Annotated in this window: 18 protein-coding genes; 7 read left to right on the plus strand and 11 right to left on the minus strand. The window is 72.0% G+C overall.

Going from position 1 to position 18,827, the window contains the following annotated elements:
- Positions 1–128: 128 nt before the first annotated feature.
- Positions 129–485 carry a hypothetical protein gene (locus HNR00_RS15525; RefSeq protein WP_183570894.1) on the minus strand — a complete coding sequence of 119 codons (357 nt, stop codon included), beginning with the start codon at positions 483–485 and terminating at the stop codon, positions 129–131.
- An 11-nt stretch (positions 486–496) separates the two neighbouring features.
- On the minus strand, positions 497–715 hold the full coding sequence (locus tag HNR00_RS15530; protein ID WP_183570896.1) for a hypothetical protein: 219 nt from the start codon (positions 713–715) through the stop codon (positions 497–499).
- A 208-nt stretch (positions 716–923) separates the two neighbouring features.
- Here HNR00_RS15530 and HNR00_RS15535 point away from each other — a divergent pair, with 208 nt between their 5' ends.
- On the plus strand, positions 924–1,169 hold the full coding sequence (locus HNR00_RS15535; protein ID WP_183570898.1) for a hypothetical protein: 246 nt from the start codon (positions 924–926) through the stop codon (positions 1,167–1,169).
- Positions 1,170–1,271: 102 nt separating this feature from the next.
- Here the strand turns inward: HNR00_RS15535 and HNR00_RS15540 are convergent, their stop codons facing one another.
- The gene (locus tag HNR00_RS15540; RefSeq protein WP_183570900.1) at positions 1,272–4,211 is read right to left on the minus strand and encodes a phosphoenolpyruvate carboxylase; all 2,940 of its coding nucleotides are present in this window, start codon (positions 4,209–4,211) and stop codon (positions 1,272–1,274) included.
- 200 nt (positions 4,212–4,411) lie between these two features.
- Between HNR00_RS15540 and HNR00_RS15545 the strand changes: the two genes are divergently transcribed.
- The 4 genes from HNR00_RS15545 to HNR00_RS15560 all read left to right on the plus strand — a co-directional run bounded on the left by HNR00_RS15545 (position 4,412) and on the right by HNR00_RS15560 (position 7,334).
- Entirely contained in the window at positions 4,412–4,735 is a 324-nt protein-coding gene (locus HNR00_RS15545) for a hypothetical protein (RefSeq protein WP_183570902.1), read from the plus strand.
- Complete coding sequence (locus HNR00_RS15550; protein ID WP_183570905.1) at positions 4,732–5,697, plus strand: hypothetical protein; 966 nt, start codon at positions 4,732–4,734, stop codon at positions 5,695–5,697. Before HNR00_RS15545 ends, HNR00_RS15550 begins: the two co-directional genes overlap by 4 nt.
- 20 nt (positions 5,698–5,717) lie before the next feature.
- Complete coding sequence (locus HNR00_RS15555; RefSeq protein WP_183570907.1) at positions 5,718–6,158, plus strand: cupin domain-containing protein; 441 nt, start codon at positions 5,718–5,720, stop codon at positions 6,156–6,158.
- A gap of 258 nt (positions 6,159–6,416) precedes the next feature.
- Complete coding sequence (locus tag HNR00_RS15560; RefSeq protein ID WP_246390696.1) at positions 6,417–7,334, plus strand: LysR family transcriptional regulator; 918 nt, start codon at positions 6,417–6,419, stop codon at positions 7,332–7,334.
- A 97-nt stretch (positions 7,335–7,431) separates the two neighbouring features.
- Here HNR00_RS15560 and HNR00_RS15565 read toward each other — a convergent pair whose 3' ends face one another.
- Positions 7,432–8,454: a zinc-binding dehydrogenase gene (locus HNR00_RS15565; RefSeq protein ID WP_183570909.1), complete on the minus strand. Its 1,023-nt coding sequence runs from the start codon at positions 8,452–8,454 to the stop codon at positions 7,432–7,434.
- A gap of 435 nt (positions 8,455–8,889) precedes the next feature.
- On the opposite strand from HNR00_RS15565, the gene HNR00_RS15570 reads away from it, so the two are divergent.
- Entirely contained in the window at positions 8,890–12,189 is a 3,300-nt protein-coding gene (locus HNR00_RS15570; protein WP_246390698.1) for a PAS domain-containing protein, read from the plus strand.
- Here the strand turns inward: HNR00_RS15570 and HNR00_RS15575 are convergent.
- From HNR00_RS15575 to HNR00_RS15605, 7 genes are all read right to left on the minus strand, one after another.
- Positions 12,171–12,458 carry an SH3 domain-containing protein gene (locus HNR00_RS15575; protein WP_183570911.1) on the minus strand — a complete coding sequence of 96 codons (288 nt, stop codon included), beginning with the start codon at positions 12,456–12,458 and terminating at the stop codon, positions 12,171–12,173. The genes HNR00_RS15570 and HNR00_RS15575 overlap by 19 nt on opposite strands.
- Before the next feature lie 19 nt (positions 12,459–12,477).
- The gene (locus tag HNR00_RS15580; RefSeq protein WP_183570913.1) at positions 12,478–13,233 is read right to left on the minus strand and encodes an SDR family NAD(P)-dependent oxidoreductase; all 756 of its coding nucleotides are present in this window, start codon (positions 13,231–13,233) and stop codon (positions 12,478–12,480) included.
- Positions 13,230–14,516: a beta-ketoacyl-ACP synthase gene (locus tag HNR00_RS15585; RefSeq protein WP_183570915.1), complete on the minus strand. Its 1,287-nt coding sequence runs from the start codon at positions 14,514–14,516 to the stop codon at positions 13,230–13,232. Before HNR00_RS15585 ends, HNR00_RS15580 begins: the two co-directional genes overlap by 4 nt.
- Positions 14,517–14,572: 56 nt before the next feature.
- Complete coding sequence (locus tag HNR00_RS15590) at positions 14,573–15,715, minus strand: beta-ketoacyl-ACP synthase (protein ID WP_183570917.1); 1,143 nt, start codon at positions 15,713–15,715, stop codon at positions 14,573–14,575.
- The gene (locus tag HNR00_RS15595) at positions 15,712–16,176 is read right to left on the minus strand and encodes a 3-hydroxyacyl-ACP dehydratase FabZ family protein (RefSeq protein WP_183570919.1); all 465 of its coding nucleotides are present in this window, start codon (positions 16,174–16,176) and stop codon (positions 15,712–15,714) included. Before HNR00_RS15595 ends, HNR00_RS15590 begins: the two co-directional genes overlap by 4 nt.
- Before the next feature lie 16 nt (positions 16,177–16,192).
- The gene (locus tag HNR00_RS15600) at positions 16,193–16,489 is read right to left on the minus strand and encodes an acyl carrier protein (RefSeq protein WP_056242804.1); all 297 of its coding nucleotides are present in this window, start codon (positions 16,487–16,489) and stop codon (positions 16,193–16,195) included.
- A 419-nt stretch (positions 16,490–16,908) separates the two neighbouring features.
- The gene (locus HNR00_RS15605) at positions 16,909–17,388 is read right to left on the minus strand and encodes a hypothetical protein (protein WP_183570921.1); all 480 of its coding nucleotides are present in this window, start codon (positions 17,386–17,388) and stop codon (positions 16,909–16,911) included.
- Positions 17,389–17,726: 338 nt separating this feature from the next.
- On the opposite strand from HNR00_RS15605, the gene HNR00_RS15610 reads away from it, so the two are divergent.
- The gene (locus HNR00_RS15610) at positions 17,727–18,827 is read left to right on the plus strand and encodes a GGDEF domain-containing protein (protein ID WP_183570923.1); all 1,101 of its coding nucleotides are present in this window, start codon (positions 17,727–17,729) and stop codon (positions 18,825–18,827) included.

Consider the following 18,827-nt stretch of genomic DNA (forward strand, 5'->3'; position numbering starts at 1 on the left):
AGGTCAGCGCAACCAGATCACCGCTCCAAACCTTGCGAGAAGGGGGCCGTCCACATATGGATTCCGGGTTCGCCTTCGGCGCCCCGGAATGACGGGCGCGAGTTGGTCGTACCGAGTCCAGTGACACCCTAACCCGAACTCTTCCTGCGGTCGGGATCGGCCTTCGCCGCCTCCGGCAGACCGGCATACCACTCGGCATAGGGTGTGTTCGCGATCATCCGCCGGTTGAGGTCGGGCGTGCCGTCGGTCCACCACACCGGCCCGCGCTCGCCGAGCCCGTGCTTGGCGGCATCGACCGCGTCGCGTGCGGAGCGCAACGCCTCCGCCTCGCCGGAGCGCTTGGCGGCGCGCACCGCGCGGCGGGCGTCCATCAGTTCGCGGATCAGCCGGTCGCGGCGCACCGGCTCCAGGTCGGGCCGATGGCGGCGCCAGAGCCTGCCGTGGACGACGATGTAGCGGCCGTCCGGGGTCTCCAGCACGCGCATGGCGCTCCCCGTCAGGCGAAGTCGGCGAGGTCGTCGGCGACGGCGTCCGGGGCGGTGACCGAGGCGTGGCCGTCGGCCCAGCGGCGGTATTCCGACGAGCCGGCCGAATGGGGATTCTTGTCGGCACCCTCGCCGCGTTCGGCGGCGGCGCGGCCCTCGGCATGGACGGCGTCCTGCGTGACGTCCTCCGCGGTCCCGGCCCCTTCGCCCCTGCCCTCGGTCGCATCCATGGCTCGGCCCTCCCGCTGTGCTCTTCGTCATCTACCGCTCGGCGGCGGCGCGGCGAGGGGCGGACAGAGGGGCCCCGCGTGAAACGAGGCGGAACCGGTCGCGACGCGACGTTTTCGTTCGGGCGGAGTTCACTGAGAATCCGCACAGGTCGCGACCTGCGCGGCATGTCTGCCGAACGCCAACGAGACACGGCCCCGAGGACGCCCGATGAGTCGCCTGGACGAACTGAAGAACGATCCCGCCTTCCGCCAAGCCGTCCTCGCGGTACGCGGCGCCGCCAGCACGCTCAGCGGCCGGGCGATGACCCACGAGGAGGCGGAATTCCTCGTGAGCTTCGCGCTGGCGACCTTCGCCAATGCCGGGGGCCTCACGGAGCCCAGCCTGTCGCGGCTGTCGCGCTTCGCCGGCAAGGTCGAGCCGGATGCCGGCATCGAGAGCATCATGCGGCACTGATTTTACGCCGACCGTCATTCCGGGTTCGCCTGCGGCGCCCCGGAATGACGCGCGCGGAGGATTAAAGGGCGATCGCCCGGTCGGCCCGCCCCTGCTGGCGAATTACCCGAACGCGCCGACCTCGTGCTGGATGATCCCGGAAATCTCCCGCACCCGCTCGAACATCCGGCGGATCGGCCCGAACAGCGTGCCGTGCTCGGTCTCGTAGGTGCCGACATCACGCGGGCCCGGCGGTTCGCCGAAATTGAGGCCGAGCGTCGGGTCGGGGATGACCGGGAAGATCTCGTCGAGGAGCTTCAGGCAGCCGTCGATGTCGAGGCGCAGGAAGCGCTCCATCAGCATCTCGCGGGTCAGCCCGGCCTGGGGCCGGAAGGCCGGGATGTGGGCGGCGAGGAACCAGATCCGGTGGATGAGCGCGAGGCGGATGGCGTGGAGCAGCGTCAGCCGCGACGACATCGTGTCCAGGTCCGGGGCCGCGGCCTGAAGGTAGAGCCAGTCGCGGGTGAGCCGCCCGAACAGCCGGCGCAGGTCCGGAGCGAGGCTCAGGCGCTCCAGCGCGGCCGCCACCGTCATCAGCTCCTCCCGGCGCCCGTCGCGGCGGGTTCGCCGCGCCCGCTCCAGCCACACCGCCGGATCGAGGGTGTCGATGTAGGCGCGCAGCACGTCGAGGTCGCCGACGCTGGCCGCATGCTGCACCAGCCGGAAGGCGCGGGAGAAGCGCACCGAGCCGCCCCGCATGTGCCGGAAGGTTTCGGGCGAACGATGTGCCGCGCGGCCGACGCCGTGCAGCGAGTTCGCGAGGAAGCCGAGCTGCTGCAGGATGGCGTTGTTGGGGATCGCCCGCATCTGGCGCGGATGGGTGATCGTCGCGGGGCCGCCGGAATCCGACTGGCGGGCCACGGGCCGCGAGCCGGTGCGGTCGATCAGGCTCGGGCCGAAGGTGCCGAGCATCGCCGCGTAGCCGCGGTCGTCGACCAGGGCCTCCATGTCCTGGCGCACGGTGCGGAAGAACTCGGCGGCGAAGTCGCTCTCCTCGTAGATCGGGTCGGCGGCCGGGCTCAGGGCCTTGCCGTCGCTCAGCGCGTAGTCCGGGAAGGCGTCGTCCTCGGTGAGCACGTCGGCGAAGAGGTGCTCGGCGATGCGCGCCACTGAGGCGTCGGCGAGTTGGCTCGAGCCGAACATCAGGTAGCCGTCCGAGCCCTGGAAGCTCGATTCGAGCCGCACCTTGATGCCCGCGTCCGAATCGCGGCGGCGGGGATCCTCGGGAGCGAGATAGGCGAGGCGGTCGCGCAAGCTGGTCGGGTGGGCGCCGCGCCCGATCGACTCGCCGTGGGTGTCGAAGATGACGAGTTCGATGTCGGACAGCCCGTTCTGGGTCATCAGCTCGGTGATGCGCAGGCGTAAGCGCTCGATCCAGAAGGTCGCGGCGAGCTGGCCGACGTAGCGCCCGGAATCCGAGTAGCCGAACTGCACAGAGAGCCGGCCGAGCCGCTTCAGGTGGGCGCGCCAATGCGGGTTGCGCAGCGCGTCGTCGAGGACGCGGATGCCCTGTTCGAGCGCGCTCGCGGTCTCGAACAGCGGCGTGATCTCCAGCTTGTCCGAGATGCCGTAATGGCGCGCGAGCCACAGCGCCGCGAGCAGGGTGTAGCCGGTCTCGGTCTCGGCGATGAGGAAGCGCACCGGATGGGTGCCGTCGACATGCTTGAGGATCTGCGTGATCGTCATCATCAGCCGCGCGGCCGAGGCTCGCTCGGCGGCGAGCGCCCCGAAATCGACCGGCACCGGGCGCACGTCGTTGAGCAGCGTGTTGATCGCCGCGAGATGCGAGCGGCGCTGCGCCGCGTCGGTCGGCTCGCCTTCGAGGTCGATCACGCGGCGCACCGCGTTGTGGATCTGGCTGGCGTTGAGCCGGAAATGCGGCAGCGCGTTCGACAGGCCGTGCGCCGCCACGCCCGAGCGCAGGACCGCGATGGCGCGGCGATCCGCGTCGGAGGACGCGGCGCCGATGGCGGCGGCGAGTCCGGCGAGCAGCGGCCCGGCATCGATCTGGGCGCGCTCGCGCTCGATGATGAGGGCCAGCGCGAAGCGGTGCACGGTCTCGAGCGAGGGCTTGGTGCCGAGAAGCGGCGCGCCCGCGAGCTGACGCTCGACCGCGGCCCGCGCCCCCTGGACGAGGTCGCGCACCACGCGGGTCGCGGGCGCATCGGGCAGGTCGCGCAGGATGCGGTCGAACTGCATCCGCTTCGAGATCAGCCGGTAGCGCACCGTGTCCCACCAGCCGATATCGGTGCGCCCGTCGGTGTCGCAGCCGACCCAGCTCGCGATGGCGAGCGGCTTCGGCACCAGCTCGGTCCAGCTTTCGGGCCAGCGCTGGCGCGCGGCCTCCAAGAGGGCGGCGTTGAAGGTGTCGATCGCGGCCCGGCCGTTGTTGGCGGCCACGCAGGCCTGCTCGAACTCGTCGTCGAGGCTGATGCCCGGATCGGGCCGGCTGGAGCGGGCGGCGGCCTCGCCGAGGATCGGGGCGCGGGCGCCCTCCTCGGGCAGCGAGGCGGCGCGGGCGATCATCTCGGCCACCGCGCGCGGCATGCCGAAGGTCGGATGCGCGGTGAACACCGCGGCGAAGCCCGTGCGGCCGACGCGCTCGCGAAACGTCTCGAAATCGGAGGCGCCGCGGGGCACGGCGGCGACGAGGCGCCCGGCGAGGTCGGCGAGCGTGCCCGTCGCTTCGGCGTCCCCTTGACCGTCGAGGCCGACATAGGCGCGCAGGCGCGCCGTCCGTTCGATCAGCGCGCGGCGGCGCAGCGTTGCGAGCAGCGCGTCGAGATCGCTCTCGCCGATCTCCTCGCGGTCGAGCCGCCGGGTGATCGCGAGGGTGACCGCGAGCACCGGATTGCGAAAGGGGTCCTCGCTCGCCTGCTCGCGGCTCTTGCCCACGAGGTCGAGGAGATCGCGCTCCAGATCACGGCCGGGAACGGCGGACGGCGAGGCTGAGGTCTCCGGGCCGGGCACGGCGGAGCCGGTGTGACGGTCTTCGAGCGGCATCGTGCATCCCTGAAGGTGAGCGGCCGGCGATCGGTTCGACCCTTGACGGCGGTTCTCACCGTTTCGCGGAGCGACGCAAGGACCGTTCCTCGTTTTCAAGCCCCTTCGCGCATCGACGCGAGACGGGCCGGGGCACTCCCGGGGCTGGGCTCCCGGCGGGGCGTGCATGCGGGCGCGATCCGGTCTAGGGTCGGCCGGGTATGGAAAACCTCGTGATCCTGGCCGCGATCGCGGCGACCGTGATCGGCTGCATCCTGATGGCGGGGCTGGTCCGGGCGGGCCGGCGCCCGCCGCTGCTGCTGCCGCAGGAGGAGGATTGGGCGGACGACGAGGCCGGGACGATCCGCAAGCTCACCCCCGACCGCCCGAGCCCGATCGACCGCAACGCGCCGGTGCTCGACGTCGAGGCCCTGGAGGCGAAGCCGCTGGATCCCCGTGCGCTCGATGCGCAGATGAACCTGATGTTCGACCGCAACCGCCGACCCGAGCCGGATGCCGCCGGGAGGCAGAGGCGGATCGGATGAGGCGGTCCTTCCTCGCCTCGGTCGCCGGCCTGACGCTGCTGGCGGTCCTGTCATGCCCTGCCTCGGCGCAGGAGGCCGAGCCCGAGCCGGACGCGCCTGCCGAGGCCGCGCCTCCGCCGCGCAAGCCCAAGCCGAAACCGCGCCCGAAGCCGCAGGCCAAGCCGGCCGAGGCGCCGGCCGAAGCCAAGGTGTCCGACGAGGCAAAGGGGCTCGAAGCCAGAACGTCTGATGCCAAGACTCCTGACGCCAAGATGCCTGAAGCCAGGACGCCTGAACAGGCCAAGCCTCCGGTCCAGGGTGTGCCGTCCCCCGCCCCGACCGGCGACGCGGCCGGGGCACCGCTGCCGGGCGCGACGGTGCCCTCCCCCGCGCAGCCCCCCTCGCAAACGCTGGCCGCCGCGCCGCCCGTCGCCTGCCAGCCGGGCGAGGCGGTGCGCTACGAGGCGCCGGCGAAGCCCGGCAAGGGCAATGCCGGCCCGACCCAGCTCGATCTCTGGGTGACGCGCTCGGGCACGATCACCATCGACAATCCCCTGCGTCCCCTCACCCCGGACGTGACCCGCGTGCTGCAGGTGGTCATCGGGGGCAAGGTCGCCACTGCCTACGGGCCGGACCTGCTGTCCCTGCGCCGCGGCGCCGGGCCGGCGGTGCTGGAGGGCGTGATCGGCGGCGCCATCCGATGGGATGCGAGCCTCGTCGCCCTGCCCGACGCCCTGCCGATCCTGTCCGACTCGGGCGACGTGCTGGCGGAGTTCGCGTTCCGCGCCTGCGGCACCGCGCCTGCGGCCCGGACGCTGGCGGCCCCCAAGGCGCGCCGCACCGCACCCTCGCCGGAGGCCGCCGCGCCGGAGGGCGGGGCGGAACCGAAGGAGCGCGGCCGGCCGACGCGGCAGGCGGCGCCGCGGCCGGAGAGCGCCCCGCCCCGGCCCGCCGTCCCCCTGCCGCAGGGCGCGATCCCCTGATTGGCCTTCGAGGAAACGACATGAGCGACAGCCTGACCGCCGCCCAGGTGATCGACGCGCTGGGGCTGACGCCGCACCCGGAGGGCGGCCATTACCGCGAGACGTTCCGCGATGCCCGCGAGGTCGAGGGCCGCTCGGTCGGCACGGCGATCTACTACCTGCTCGGCATCGGCGAGACCTCGGCCTGGCATCGGGTCGATGCCGCCGAGATCTGGCTGTGGCACGCGGGCGCGCCGATGGTGATCACGCTCAGCCCCAACGGCCACGACGCCTCCGCCCACCATCTCGGGCCCGACCTGCTGCGCGGCCAGCGCCCGCAGATCGTGGTGCCGGCCGGTCACTGGCAGACGGCGACGAGTCTCGGCGCCTGGACCCTGGTGAGTTGCACCGTCTCGCCCGGCTTCGATTTTTCCGGCTTCGAGATGGCCCCGCCGGACTGGCGCCCGACGCCGCGGCGCTGAACCGGTCGCAGCGCCTCTGCGGGCAGCGGCGCGCCGGCGCGGGTCACCGCGAGATCGGCGAGAAGCCGGTCGTCGAGTTCCGCCAGGGCTTTGCCGGGACCGGCCGGCACGGCTCTGCGCCACTGCGCGAAGCCGGCCGCCACCCCGCGCCTCGTCGCCTCGATCCATCGAACCATCGCTTCCTCCCTGTCTGTCGGGGAAGAATCGCCTGCCTCGTTCATTGAGTCGAACGAATTGATCTCAAGGGATCGATGAGCGATGCTCATGGCAATCGACGAGGATCGCCCTGTGAGCACGCCTAATCCCGCCCCGCTCGACCTCGATCTGGTGCGTACCTTCGTGACGATCTGCGAGGCGGGCAACTTTTCGCGCGCGGCCGAGCGCGTGGGGCGAACGCCCTCGGCGGTCAGCCTTCAGGTGAAGCGGCTGGAGGAGCGCCTCGGCCGCGCCCTGTTCCTGCGCCGGCCCCGCACCATCGTGCCGACGGCGGACGGCGAGGCGCTGCTCGGCCTCGGCCGGCGTCTGCTCGCGGTCAACGACGAGGTGGTGGCCTTCTTCGAGGCGCCGCCGATGGAGGGGCGCGTCCGCTTCGGCGCGCCCAACGATTCCGGCCTGTTCACCCTGCCGGCGATGCTCCGGCGCTTCGCCGTCACCCATCCGCAGGTTCAGGTGGATGTGCGGCTCGATGCGAGCAAGGCGTTGCGGGAGGCCTGCCGGGAAGGCGCCCTCGACCTCGTCCTCTACACCGGCGCCGCCGGGGCGAATCGGGAGGCCACCGTGGTCCAGGCGGAGGACCTCGTCTGGGTCGGGCTCGAAGGCGGCTTGGCCGAGGCGCGCCGGCCCCTGCCGCTCGCGCTCTGCAACAGCGGCTGCGCGTGGCGCGCGGCGGCGCTCGACGCCCTCGACGGGGCCGGCATCCCCTACCGGATCGCCTATTCGAGCGAGCATTGCCAGGGGCAGATCGCGGCGGTCGAGGCCGACCTCGCCGTCGCGCCGCTGCCGATGAACGTCGCCCGCCGGCCCTTCCGCCGCCTGACCGATCTGCCGCCGCTCGGCGGCTACGACGTGCTGCTGCGCCTGCGCGACGGCGCCGGCCCGGCGGCGAAGGCGCTCGCGGGCCACGTGGCGGCGAGCGTCCGGGAGGTGTCGGGCAGCGGCGGGCGCCTGTTCGCCTAGAGCATCGGCCCGAAAGGTGGATGCCGGCTTTCGGGAAAAGCCGATGCGGCACAGAATCTTAGAGAATCGTCCTGGATCCGAGATCCAGGACGATTCTCTAGATCGTCACGATGATCTTGCCGAAGACCTGTCGCGATTCCAGCCGCTCCAGCCCCTGGGCGAAGTCGGCGAGCGGCAGCACCGTGTCGATCACCGGGGTCAGGCCGGTCGCCATCTTGTCGAGGCTCTCGCGCATGTTGGCGATGCGGCAGCCGAACGAGCCGAAGATGCGGTATTGCTGCTGGAACAGCTGCATCAGGTTCATCTGCACCGAGACGCCCGAGGTCGAGCCGCAGGTGACGAGGCGCCCTCCCCGCTTAAGGCAGAGCAGCGAGCCGTTCCAGGTCTCGGGCCCGACATGCTCGAACACCACGTCCACGCCCTTGCGCTTGGTCAGCCGCCGCACCTCGCCCTCGAAGCGCTCCTCGCGGTAGTTGACGACGTGGTCGGCGCCGAGTTCGCGCGCCTTCTCGCCCTTCCGGTCGTCGCCCACCGTGGTGTAGACGGTGCAGCCGATGGCTTTCGCCATCTTGATCGCCGTCGTGCCGATGCCCGAGCCGCCGGCATGCACCAGGATCGATTCACCGGGCTCCAGCCGCGCGTTGTCGAACAGCATGTGCTGGACCGTGCCGAAGGCGATGCCGGCGCAGGCCGCCTGCACCGCCTCGACGTTCGGCGGCGCCTTCACGACGAGCCGGGCCGGCATGTTGACCAACTCGCGGCCGAACCCATCGAGATGGAAGCCCATGACGCCGGAGACGTCCTCGCAGAGGTTGTCCCGGCCCTCCCGGCAGGCGCGGCATCGGCCGCAGGTCATGGCGCCGTAGGGCACCACCATATCGCCGACCTCGAGCCCCTCGACGCCCGCCCCGAGCGCGGCGATCTCGCCCGCGGCCTCGGCCCCCACCGTCAGCGGCAGCTTGCGTTTGGCGAAGGCCATGCCGCGAAAGCCCCAGACGTCGATGAAGTTGAGCCCGACCGCGCGGATGCGGATCTGCACCTCGCCGGGGCCCGGCGCGGGCGGCGGCTCGACCTCGGTCAGGCGCAGGTCGCGGTCGCCGAAGAGCTGGAGGGCTTGCATCAGGATCGGTCTCGTCTGCCGTCGGTGTCCGCGGGACCCGCGCAGGCGGCGGGGCCGGACGGCTTATCGGTCGAAACCGTGCGCGGCTCAATCCGGGCCGACAGAAGTGGTCTCCCGACACGCGTCGCAATCGTGGGTTCGGATCGCCGCACGGATCGGAGACATCGGCGTCTGGGCGTCGCTGAACGGGCGGAGAATCGATTGCTTCGCGCCCCCCATGTGACAGACGGATCGTCTTCGGAGCCCGCGGGATATCCCGAGGACGGCGACGAGCGAGGTCATCGCGCCTCGGTTCGAGGGCCCGAGCCCGATGGCCGAGCGTATCCGCACGCAGGATCGCACCGCGATGTCTCGCGCGGTCGCGGCCGGTCGTTCCGAACCGCAGGCCCGATGCCCGGGGGGCTTCGGAGAAGCCCTGCGCCGATGCGAGGAGCGATGACGGACTGGCCTCACAGCGACGGGGAGATGGCCGAGCGCATCCGCGCCTACGACTGGGCCGCGACGCCGCTCGGCCCGGTCGAGCGCTGGCCGCAGAGCCTGCGGAACGCCGTCGACCTGATGCTCGGCTCGCCGCAATTCACGACGCTCGCCTGGGGGCCGGCGCTCACCCTGTTCTACAACGACGCCTGCGCCGCGCTCCTCGGTGCGCGCCATCCCGCGGCGCTCGGGCGGACCTATACCGACGTGTGGAAGGTGCAGGGTCCGGGGGATGTGATCGGTGCGGCGCTCGGCGGACGCTCCTCGCACTACATCGACCAGTATTTCGCGACGCCCTCCCGTCCGGGACGGCCCGGAGGCTGGTTCACCGGAAGCCGCACGCCCTTGCGTGACGAGAACGGCACCGTCGCCGGCTTCTACGTCACCGGCTTCGAGACCACCGAGCGCGTCCTCGCCGAGCGGGTGCGGTCCGAGCGGGAGGCGCAGCAGGCCTTCCTCCTCCGGCTCTCCGACGCCCTGCAGCCGCTGGCCGACCCCGCCGAGATCCAGGGGGCGGCCTGCCGCCTGCTCGGCGAGCACCTGGGCACCGAGCATACCTGCTACGCCGAGGTCCGTGAGTCGGAAGGCGTCGTGATCGTCGCGCAGGACCATGCCCCCGGCAGGCCGTCCTTCGTCGGGACCAGTCCCTTGTCGGCTCTTCGAGGGGGTCTGTCGGTCCACCGGGCGGGCCGTCCGGTCGTCGTCTCCGATCTCGCGACCGCGGACACGATCTCGGAAGCGGAGCGCGCATCGCTCGCCGCCGCGAAGACCATCGCCTGGATCTCGGTTCCCTTGATCAAGCACGGCTCGCTGGTCGGCACCCTGTGCGCCGCGCGCGACAGACCTCACGCCTGGAGCGAGGCGGACGTCGCCCTCGTCGGCGAAACCGGTGAGCGCATCTGGGCCGCCGTCGAGCGGGCGCGGGCGGAGCGGTCGGCGCGCGACGCCGAGATCCGGCTGCGCACGATGGCCGACGCCGCGCCGGTGCTGATCTGGGACGTGGACGCGACCGGGATGGTCTTCGTCAACGATCACTACCTCGCCTTCTTCGGCGTGAGCTTCGAGCGCGTCGTGGAGGGCGGTTGGAAGGGCTTCCTGCATCCCGACGATGCCGAGGACTACATCGCGGCCTACAGCGACGCCTATGCCCGGAGGCGCCCCTATACCCGCGAGGCACGGGTGCGCCGCGCCGACGGGCAGTATCGCTGGCTGATCCATTCCGGCCGGCCTCTCGGTGCCGACCGCTATGTCGGCGTCTCGATCGACGTCACCGAGCGCCACGAGGCCGAGGAGCGCCTGAAGCGCAACAATGCGGTGCTCGAGGCGATCAACCGCATCTTCAGCGCGACGCTCGGCGCCGCTTCCGAGGCGGAGCTCGCACGCGTCTCCCTGGAGGTCGCCGGGGCGCTGACCGGCAGCGCCTCCGGTTTCCTGTGCGAGGTCGATGCACGCACGGGCCGGCCCGATGCCGCCACGGCGAGCGAATGGAATGCGGCCGGCGAGGCTCCGGCCGATGGCCGGCGGGCGCCGCCGCCATCGCTCTGGAGCGCGGTCCGGGTTCCCTGCGAGCGGGTGCTGCGCGAGGGGCGCGCCCGCATCGCCGACGATCCCGGCCTCGGCCGGGACCCCGAGGGCGTTCCCGGAGCCGCGCCTCCGACGGCCTTTCTCGCCGTGCCCCTGATGCAGGGCGAGGCGGTCGCCGGATTGATCGGCCTCGCCGGCCGTCCGGGCGGCTATCGGCCGGAGGATCTGGAGGTGGCCGAGGCACTCGCCCCCGCCATCCGGCACGCGCTGCTGAGCAAGCGCGCCGAGGGCCGCCTGCGCGAGAGCGAGACGCGCTTCCGCGAGTTCGCGCAGGCCTCCTCCGACGTCCTCTGGATCACCGACGCCGAACGCTTCGCCTCCGAGTTCGCCAGTCCTGCCCTGCAGAGGATCTACGGCCTCTCCCCCGCGCAGATCCGCGGCGATGCCCGCCAATGGGCCGCTCCGATCGTCCCCGAGGATCGGGCGGCGACGTTCACGCAACTGGAGCGGGTGCGCGCCGGCGAGTCGGTGATGTACGAGTTCCGTATCCTGAGGCCGTCGGACAGATCCTTCCGCTGGATCCGCAACCACGCCTTCCCGCTGTTCGACGAGGACGGCCGGGTGCACCGGATCGGCGGCATCTCCAGCGACGTGACCGACATCAGGCAGGCCGAACAGCATCAGAAGGTGCTGCTGGCGGAACTGCAGCACCGGGTGCGCAACATCATGGCGCTGACCCGCTCGATCGTCGTGCGCTCCGGGGTGCGCGCCGAGAGCGTTCCCGACTACGCGGCGCTCGTCGGAGGGCGGCTCGTGACCCTCGCCCGCGTCCAGAGCCGCCTTACCCGCGCGGCCAATGCCGGCGTGGCGATCTCCGCCATCCTGCGCGACGAGATCGGTGCCCAGGCCGAGCGCGAAGACCAGTACGATCTCGCCGGGCCCGAGATCGAGCTCTCGCCCAAGGCCGCCGAGGTGCTGACGCTCGCGGTGCACGAATTGACCACCAACGCCCTCAAGCACGGTGCGCTCTCGAGCACGCGCGGCCGGGTCTCGGTGCGCTGGCAGGGCGTCGATCGGGTGGACCAACCCTGGCTGAGCTTCGTCTGGACCGAAACCGGCGGCCCGCCCCCGGATACGGGCGGGGACGCTTCGTGGCGGCGCGGCTTCGGCAGAGAATTGATCGAGCGGATGATTCCGTACGAGCTGGGCGGCAGCGGACGGATCGAGCTGACCCCGGAGGGCGCCTGCTGCCGTCTCGAGTTCCCGCTCACCGGGGGCGCCAGCATTCTCGAGACCCACGCGCCGCCGCTCGCGCGGGTGGTCGGCGGACACCTCGACATGACGGGCCAGCCCGATCTCGCCGGCCACCGCATCCTCCTGGCGGAGGACGAGTTCTACCTCGCCAACGACACCGCGCGGGCCCTCGACGGCGTCGGCGCGGCGGTGCTCGGCCCCTTCGCCGCCGAGGCGGCGGCGCTGGAGTGCCTCGGTCGCGACGCGCCGACCGGTGCCGTGATCGACATCGACCTCGGCGGCCGGCTGTCCTTCGTCCTCGCCCGGTCGCTCGTCGCCCGCGGCGTTCCGTTCGTGTTCGTGACCGGCTACGGAGAGGAGGCGATCCCGCCCGAATTCGCCGATGTGCCGCGGCTGGAAAAACCCGTCGCCCTGCGCCGGATCGTGGCGAGCCTCGCGCGGACGCTCGGCGCCGCCGGGTCTCAATCCGGCGTGAGGTAGCGTCGGCGCGCCCAGCCGACCGTGCGGCCGAACTTGACCCGGCACCATGTCAGCCCGCTCGGCGTGTCGTTGGTGCAGCCGAAGCCGAGGACGCGGCGGCCGACCGGGATCTGGCCGAGCGCCGGGGCGGCGCCGTCCGGGGTCTCGCGGATCGTCAGGCTGTCGTCCCGCGGCAGGCCCTCGACGCGGAACGGCTCGGCGGCGTCCGCCGGCCCCGCCGCGGCGAGCAGGACGGCCACGGCGAGGGCGGGCAGCGGGCGACAGGTCATGGCGATCAGGTCATGGCGATCAGGTTCGGTGGATGCCCATCATCGCGGTCAGGCCGCCGTCGACGGGCAGCACCGCGCCGGTGATATAGGCACCGCCCTCTCCCATCAGGAAGGCGGCGAGCGCCGCGACCTCGTCGGGCGCGGCGAAGCGTCCGAGGGGGATCTGACGCTCGATCCCCGCGCGATGGGCGGCGTAGGCGGCCAGCATCTCGGTGTCGATGAAGCCCGGCGCAATCACGTTGACCGTCACCCCGCGCTTGGCCGACTCGATGGCCAGCGTGCGGCAATAGGCGATCAGCGCGCCCTTGGTGGCGGCATAGGCCGCGTTTCCGGCATTCGCCTGGAGCGCGGCGACCGAGCCGATGGCGACGATGCGGCCGGCGCGCGCCCGGATCATGCCGCGCACCAGCGCCTTGGCGATCCGGGTCAGCGACCAGAAATTGACCTGCATCGCCTCCTCGGCGCGGTCCCGGTCGAGCATCGCCGCGAGCGCGTCCGCCGACTGGCCGGCATTGTGGACGTAGCCGTAGAACCCCTCGCCCTCGACCGCGTCGCAGAACGCCTCGATCGCGGCACGGTCGGAAAGGTCGAGCGGTCGCGCCGAGACGGTGCGCTCGGGATAGGCCTGCGCCAGCTCGGCGGCCAGGGCCTCGGCCTTCGCGGCGGAGGAGCGGTAGGTGAAGTGCACGTCGTGGCCGCCGGCAGCCAGGGCACGCACGGTCGCCGCGCCGAGCCCGGAGGCGCCGCCGACGACGAGGACGGATCCGGCGCTCACGGCTCGTCCCCCAGGACGAGGCAGGTGTTCTGCCCGCCGAAGCCGAAGGAGTTCGACAGGACGCGCGACACCCGAACGTCGCGGGTGCGGTCGACCACGTCGAGCAGCAGCGCCGGGTCGGGCACCACGTAGTTGATGGTGGGCGGGATGCGCCCGTTCCGGATGGTCAGCAGCGAGACCGCCGCCTCGATCGCGCCCGCCGCCGTCAGCGTGTGGCCGATCATCGACTTGTTCGACGAGATCGGAAGCGATCCGGCGCGCTCGCCGAACACGGCCGAGCAGCCCAGCGCCTCCATCTTGTCGTTCTCCGGCGTCGAGGTGCCGTGGGCGTTGACGTGGTCGATGGCCTCGGGCGCCAGGCCCGCATCGTCGAGCGCCGCCCGCATCGCCGCGATCACCGGGGCGCCGTCGGGGCTGGAGCGGGTGCGGTGGAAGCCGTCGCCCTTCTCGCCGCAGCCGAGCACGTAGCCGAGGATGTTGGCCCCACGCGACCTCGCCGATTCCGCACTCTCGAGGACGAGCGCGGCGGCGCCCTCGCCCATGACGAAGCCGTCGCGATTCTTCGAGAACGGCTTCGAGGCGGCCTCCGGCGGGTCGTTCTGGGTCGAGAGCGCCGAGAGCAGCGAGAAGCGGATCAGCGATTCCGGGTTCACCGAGCCGTCGGTGCCGATGCAGAGCGCCGCCTCCATCTCGCCCCGGCGGATCGCCTCGACGCCGAGCTGGATCGCGGTGGCGCCGGACGAGCAGGCGGTCGAGAGCGAGATCGGCGAGCCGCGCGTGCCGAAGCGGTCGGCGAGACGGTCGGCCACGGTGCCGAAGATGAACAGGTCGTGCCAGGGATCGAACCGCCGGCTCGCCGCCGCCCGCTGCAGGTCGGCGTAGGAGATCTCACCCCCGTTCGGGCTTGCGGCCGCGGCCAGCGCCTCGCGCTGGGGCCATTCCATCTCGACCGGCGGCACGGCCACGAACAGCGCGCCGGGGAAGGCCCCGCCGATCCCGGATTGCGCGATGGCTTCCTCCGCGGCGACGGTGGCGAAGCGCTCGGACAGGAGCGGGGCCACCAGCGGATCGGTGTCGAGGAAGTCGACGGTGCCGGCGATGCGGGTGCGCAGGCCCTCCGTCGGGAAGCGGCGGATGGCGCGGATGCCGGAGCGGCCGGCGGTGAGCGCGTCCCAGTTCTCGGCCGCGCCCCGTCCGAGCGAAGTGACGATGCCGAGGCCGGTGACGGCGACGAGCGGGCGGCCTTGCGCGTCGTGCGTGGACGAGGAGCGGGGTTCTGGCATCCGAGCCTTCAATCACTTTTTGGCCGGGCGTGCATCCTACCCGGCAGTCCGCGCGGTCAGGCGGCCAGAACGCGGACGACGCCCTCGCCCCGGCGATGGCCGACCGAGGTGACCGCGACTTCGCGCGCCGCGCCGACCGCGCAGAGCGCGGCGGCGAGCGCCGCGCCGAAGGGGGCCGCCACTTCCATCGGATGGCCGACGATGTCGCCGGTGGCGCGGATGCCCGCGCCGGGAAGCGCTGCGTGGATGCCCGCGATCTCCTCGGCGGCGAGGTCGGCGAGACCGGTGGCGCCGGAGAGCACCACGTCCGGCCGCTCGATGCCCGCCTCGCCGATGAGCCGGGTCAGGCTCGCCGAAACGCTGCCGGGCGCGCGGGCCACGCGATCGTTGGCGACGGGCATCAGCCGGGCGAGCGCCCGGGCGCCGCGCGCCGAAGCGTGCTCGGCCGCCTCCAGCACCAGGAAGGCCGCGGCACTTCCGAGCACGAAGCCGCCGTTGTCCTCGCGCCGCTCGAAGACCGGGCGGTAGACGGGCTTGTCGAGGAAGCCACCCATCTCGTGAATGACCATCACGTCCGGCCGCTCGGCGTTGTAGGACGAGCCGACCATGATCGTGTCGATCTGCCCCGAGGCGACGCGGGCATGGGCGATGCGCAGGGCATCGACCCCGCAGGATTCCTCGCCCATGAAGGTGCGGGACGCCCCCGTCACGCCGTGGACGATGCTGATATTGCCCGCGAGCAGGTTCGAGAGCTGCGCCAGGAACAGCGTCGGCCGCAGGTCGTTCAGCAGCCGCTCGTTGAGGAAGGCGCCCGGATCGGCCGCGCCCCGCAGCCCGGACAGGATTGCCCCGTCGACTGCGTAGTCGCGCTCGCCCCCGCCCGCCGCGACCACGAGCTGAAGCGCGGCCTTGAACGCCGCGTCGCCCTTCACGCCCGCCGAATCGAGGGCGAGGCCGGCGGCATAGACGCCGAGGCGCTGCCACGGCTCCATCTGCCGCTGATCCGATTTTTTTGAGATTTGCGCGTCGAGGGTCAGGGCGACGACGGGGTGCACGGGGTAGGGTGCGAAGGTCTCGGCATCGGTGCGCGGTGCCTCCTTCGAGGCGAAAGCGGAGAGATGCGCCTCGATCCCCTCGCCCGCGCAGGAGACGAGGCCGATGCCCGTCACGACGACATCGCGACCCGTGCTTCGGCTCATTCCGCGGTCCCGTCGATGAGGCCGATCCGGCGGGCGCGCTCGCGCATCGGCGCGTCGAGACCGGGGGGGAACGGCATGGTGCGGAAGCGCAGCTCCGCGTCGCACAGCGCCTTGCCCTCGTGGCGGATGGCGGCCTTGGTCACGGCGTAGCCGGAGCCGTCGTGCTCCAGGCTCGCCTCGATGTCGAGGGCGGCGCCGGGGCCGACGAAGGAGCGGAACCGCGCCTTGTCGACCGCCATCAGGAACGGCATCTGCGCGAAGTCGAGATGGGCGAGCACGAGGTAGCCCGAGGCCTGCGCCATCGTTTCGGTCAGCAAGACGCCCGGCACCAGCGGATGGCCGGGAAAATGCCCCTCGAAGACGGGGCTGGCGTCCGGCACCAGGGCCCGCGCCTCGATGCGCCCGGCGGCGCGGTCGAGCCGCACCACCTGGTCGATCATCTCGAAATATTCGAGCCGCATGGCGGGCGCCCCGCCGTCAGGCTTTGGCGGCCTTCTCGGCCACGAGGCCGTCGATGCGCGCGCAGAGGTTCTTGAGGACGAAGTACTCCTCGGCCGGGACCTTGCCCTCGTTCACTTCCTGGGTCCAGCGCTCCAGCGGCAGCTTGATGCCGAACGCCTTGTCGACCGCGAAGGCGATGTCGAGGAAGGCGAGCGAGTCGATGCCGAGATCGTCGATGGCGTGGCTCTCGGGGGTGATCTTGTCGCGCGGGATGTCCGCCGTCTCGGCGATGATGTCCGCGACGCGGTCGAAGGTGGCGGTCTCGTTGGACATGGAGGCTGGCCGCTTTCTCGTTCTCGTGTCCGGCGTCGCCGACCCGTCGCGCGGCACGCCCCCACGGCGCCCGACCCGGTCGGCGGCTCACGCGTCGCCGCCGGTTCCCGATGACGCTCTTGAAAAGATCGCGACCCCTTACACGAAGCAGCCGAGGCCGGGCAACTCTCTCTCCCTTGCCTCATTCGCCGGCGCCCGCATCCGCGGGCTTGGGCTGTCGGTTCGCTGGATGCCTCGGCCGAAAGCCGAGGCCGCTGCGCGCGGCGCTCTTCGCGCCGGGCATACGGCTGTTCCTTCTGCAAGCAGCGGTGCTCGCGCGATGGACTCGGCGCGCCTGACTCAAGCCGTCCAACCTCGTCATGGCTTCGCCTCGCGATGACGGAGTGAGGCGGAAGCCGAGGTCATTGCCAGGAACGGCCTCAGGGCGCGTGCGCCAGCACCCGCGGCTCGGTGCGGGGGCGTTCGCGGGCCGGGCGGCGGGCCTCGGCCGCGGCGGCGCGCTTGCGCTCGGGGCTGCGGGGCCGCACCAGCTCGCCCAACGCGACGAAGCCGTCGTTCTTGCGCTGGCCGGGATCGTGCAGGCCGAAGCCGATGGCGAAGGAGCGGGCGAGCGACGCGTCCGAGGCGACGCCGTAGCGGTCGAGCGCCGCCAGGAACGAGCGGCGAAAACCGGTCGGCGCACACCACGCCTTCTCGGCGAGCTGCATCGGCCAGGTCCAGAGCCCGTCGCCGCGGCGGTAGTCGATCTCCTCGCGGGCGATGAAGTAGCCGGTGCCCTTGTGCTCCAGCCCGTCCTCCCGCAGGCGCCAGTCCGGATCGACGGTCGGCCGCGCCACCGCCGGCCGCACCGCGTCCTCGGTCCGGTCGAAGACATCGCCGTCGAAACCGATCTCGAGCATGGAGACCTCCTGCCTGGGCGCCGCCGCGAGGGGGCGAATCGGGTCTGGAACGTTCCATGAACAGTGGCCCCGTGCGCCGATGTGGTCAAGGGCTCGTTCGCAATCTGTTCCGATTTCCTCGGGCGAAGGCGGTCGTCCGAACGATAGGCGGGCGCAGCGATCCTAAGATGGGCCATGGCAGCGCCGCAATTGCATTATGTGTCGATCGGGCCGTTGCGATCCGTCCTCCGAGGCCGGAGCGGCCGTCACCGTTCTCCGTGTCCTTAACAATTTCCTGACGACCCTGCCGCATCGTCCGATTCGGCGATCACCTTCGAGAAGGCCTTCCGTCGCGGTCCATGCCCGATCTACCGGACATCCAGACCCTGCGCCTGTGCAGCATGCTGGCGAGCTTCGCCTTCTTCGGCGTGTTCGCCCGTCTCTGGCTCGGGCAGCGCGACGCGGTCTACCTGCTGTATTGGGCGGCGAGTTCGCTGCTCTACACGCTCACCATCCTCAGCTTCGACATCTCGGGGCACACGCCGCTTCAGGACGGCCTGCTCTACGCCTTGCTCTCGGCGAGCACGCTCCTGTCGCTGTCGGGGGTGCGCCGCTTCGACGGGCTGGCGCCGTTCCCGCTCTGGCTCATCCTGCCGATCCTGGTCTCCGGCTTCGGCTACGGCGTGCCCGCCCACCTGTTCGGCGCGGACAGCGCAGCCGCCCGCATCGGCGGCACCTGCGGCAGTATCCTGACGATGGCGATCACCGGCGGCCTCCTCGTCTTCGGGGGTCGGGGCGCGGCGTCGCCGGGCCGGCGCATCGCCGGGGCCGCCTATCTCGCCTACATCCCCTGCTTCCTCGCGGCGATCACGGCGGAGGCCTTCGGCGTCGCGAGCGTGAACATGGCGGCGCTGATCCCGATGCTCGCCGACCAGCTCCTCCTCGCGGTGCTCAATCTCGGCCTCATCGCCATGCCGGGCGAGCGGGCGCAGGCGCGCCTGCGGGAGGCGGCCCTGCGTGATCCGCTGACGGGCGCCTGGAACCGGGCGGGCCTCGCGGCGCTGGCGCCGCGCCTGCTACGGCCGGGCCATGCGGTGATCGTGCTCGACGTCGATCACTTCAAGACGATCAACGACCGGCACGGCCACGGGGCGGGTGACCGCATCCTGACCGCGCTCGTCGCGAGCGCTCGCACCGTGCTGCCCGAGGGCGCCGAGATCGCCCGGCTCGGCGGTGACGAATTCGTGATGGTCCTGCCGGACCAGAGCCGGGCCGAGGCGAGCTGGCTCGCCGACGAGGTCCGCCACGCCATCCGCCGCGCCTCGGACCTTCCACCCTGGACGATCAGCCTCGGCATCGCCGCGGTCGAGCCCGGCGACCGCGACTTCGCGCAGGCGATCGAGCGGGCCGATGCCGCGCTCTACCGGGCCAAGGCGGCAGGCCGCGACCGCGCCGCTTGA

This window comes from Methylorubrum rhodinum (assembly GCF_014199935.1).
GTDB classification, from domain to species: Bacteria; Pseudomonadota; Alphaproteobacteria; order Rhizobiales; family Beijerinckiaceae; genus Methylobacterium; species Methylobacterium rhodinum.

Excerpts from the sequence above, each read along its gene's own strand:
- HNR00_RS15525 (WP_183570894.1), bottom strand. The coding sequence starts at position 485 with ATGCGCGTGCTGGAGACCCCGGACGGCCGCTACATCGTCGTCCACGGC.
- HNR00_RS15530 (WP_183570896.1), bottom strand. The coding sequence starts at position 715 with ATGGATGCGACCGAGGGCAGGGGCGAAGGGGCCGGGACCGCGGAGGAC.
- HNR00_RS15535 (WP_183570898.1), top strand. The coding sequence starts at position 924 with ATGAGTCGCCTGGACGAACTGAAGAACGATCCCGCCTTCCGCCAAGCC.
- HNR00_RS15540 (WP_183570900.1), bottom strand. The coding sequence starts at position 4,211 with ATGCCGCTCGAAGACCGTCACACCGGCTCCGCCGTGCCCGGCCCGGAG.
- HNR00_RS15545 (WP_183570902.1), top strand. The coding sequence starts at position 4,412 with ATGGAAAACCTCGTGATCCTGGCCGCGATCGCGGCGACCGTGATCGGC.
- HNR00_RS15550 (WP_183570905.1), top strand. The coding sequence starts at position 4,732 with ATGAGGCGGTCCTTCCTCGCCTCGGTCGCCGGCCTGACGCTGCTGGCG.
- HNR00_RS15555 (WP_183570907.1), top strand. The coding sequence starts at position 5,718 with ATGAGCGACAGCCTGACCGCCGCCCAGGTGATCGACGCGCTGGGGCTG.
- HNR00_RS15560 (WP_246390696.1), top strand. The coding sequence starts at position 6,417 with ATGCTCATGGCAATCGACGAGGATCGCCCTGTGAGCACGCCTAATCCC.
- HNR00_RS15565 (WP_183570909.1), bottom strand. The coding sequence starts at position 8,454 with ATGCAAGCCCTCCAGCTCTTCGGCGACCGCGACCTGCGCCTGACCGAG.
- HNR00_RS15570 (WP_246390698.1), top strand. The coding sequence starts at position 8,890 with ATGACGGACTGGCCTCACAGCGACGGGGAGATGGCCGAGCGCATCCGC.
- HNR00_RS15575 (WP_183570911.1), bottom strand. The coding sequence starts at position 12,458 with ATGACCTGTCGCCCGCTGCCCGCCCTCGCCGTGGCCGTCCTGCTCGCC.
- HNR00_RS15585 (WP_183570915.1), bottom strand. The coding sequence starts at position 14,516 with ATGCCAGAACCCCGCTCCTCGTCCACGCACGACGCGCAAGGCCGCCCG.
- HNR00_RS15590 (WP_183570917.1), bottom strand. The coding sequence starts at position 15,715 with ATGAGCCGAAGCACGGGTCGCGATGTCGTCGTGACGGGCATCGGCCTC.
- HNR00_RS15595 (WP_183570919.1), bottom strand. The coding sequence starts at position 16,176 with ATGCGGCTCGAATATTTCGAGATGATCGACCAGGTGGTGCGGCTCGAC.
- HNR00_RS15600 (WP_056242804.1), bottom strand. The coding sequence starts at position 16,489 with ATGTCCAACGAGACCGCCACCTTCGACCGCGTCGCGGACATCATCGCC.
- HNR00_RS15605 (WP_183570921.1), bottom strand. The coding sequence starts at position 17,388 with ATGCTCGAGATCGGTTTCGACGGCGATGTCTTCGACCGGACCGAGGAC.
- HNR00_RS15610 (WP_183570923.1), top strand. The coding sequence starts at position 17,727 with ATGCCCGATCTACCGGACATCCAGACCCTGCGCCTGTGCAGCATGCTG.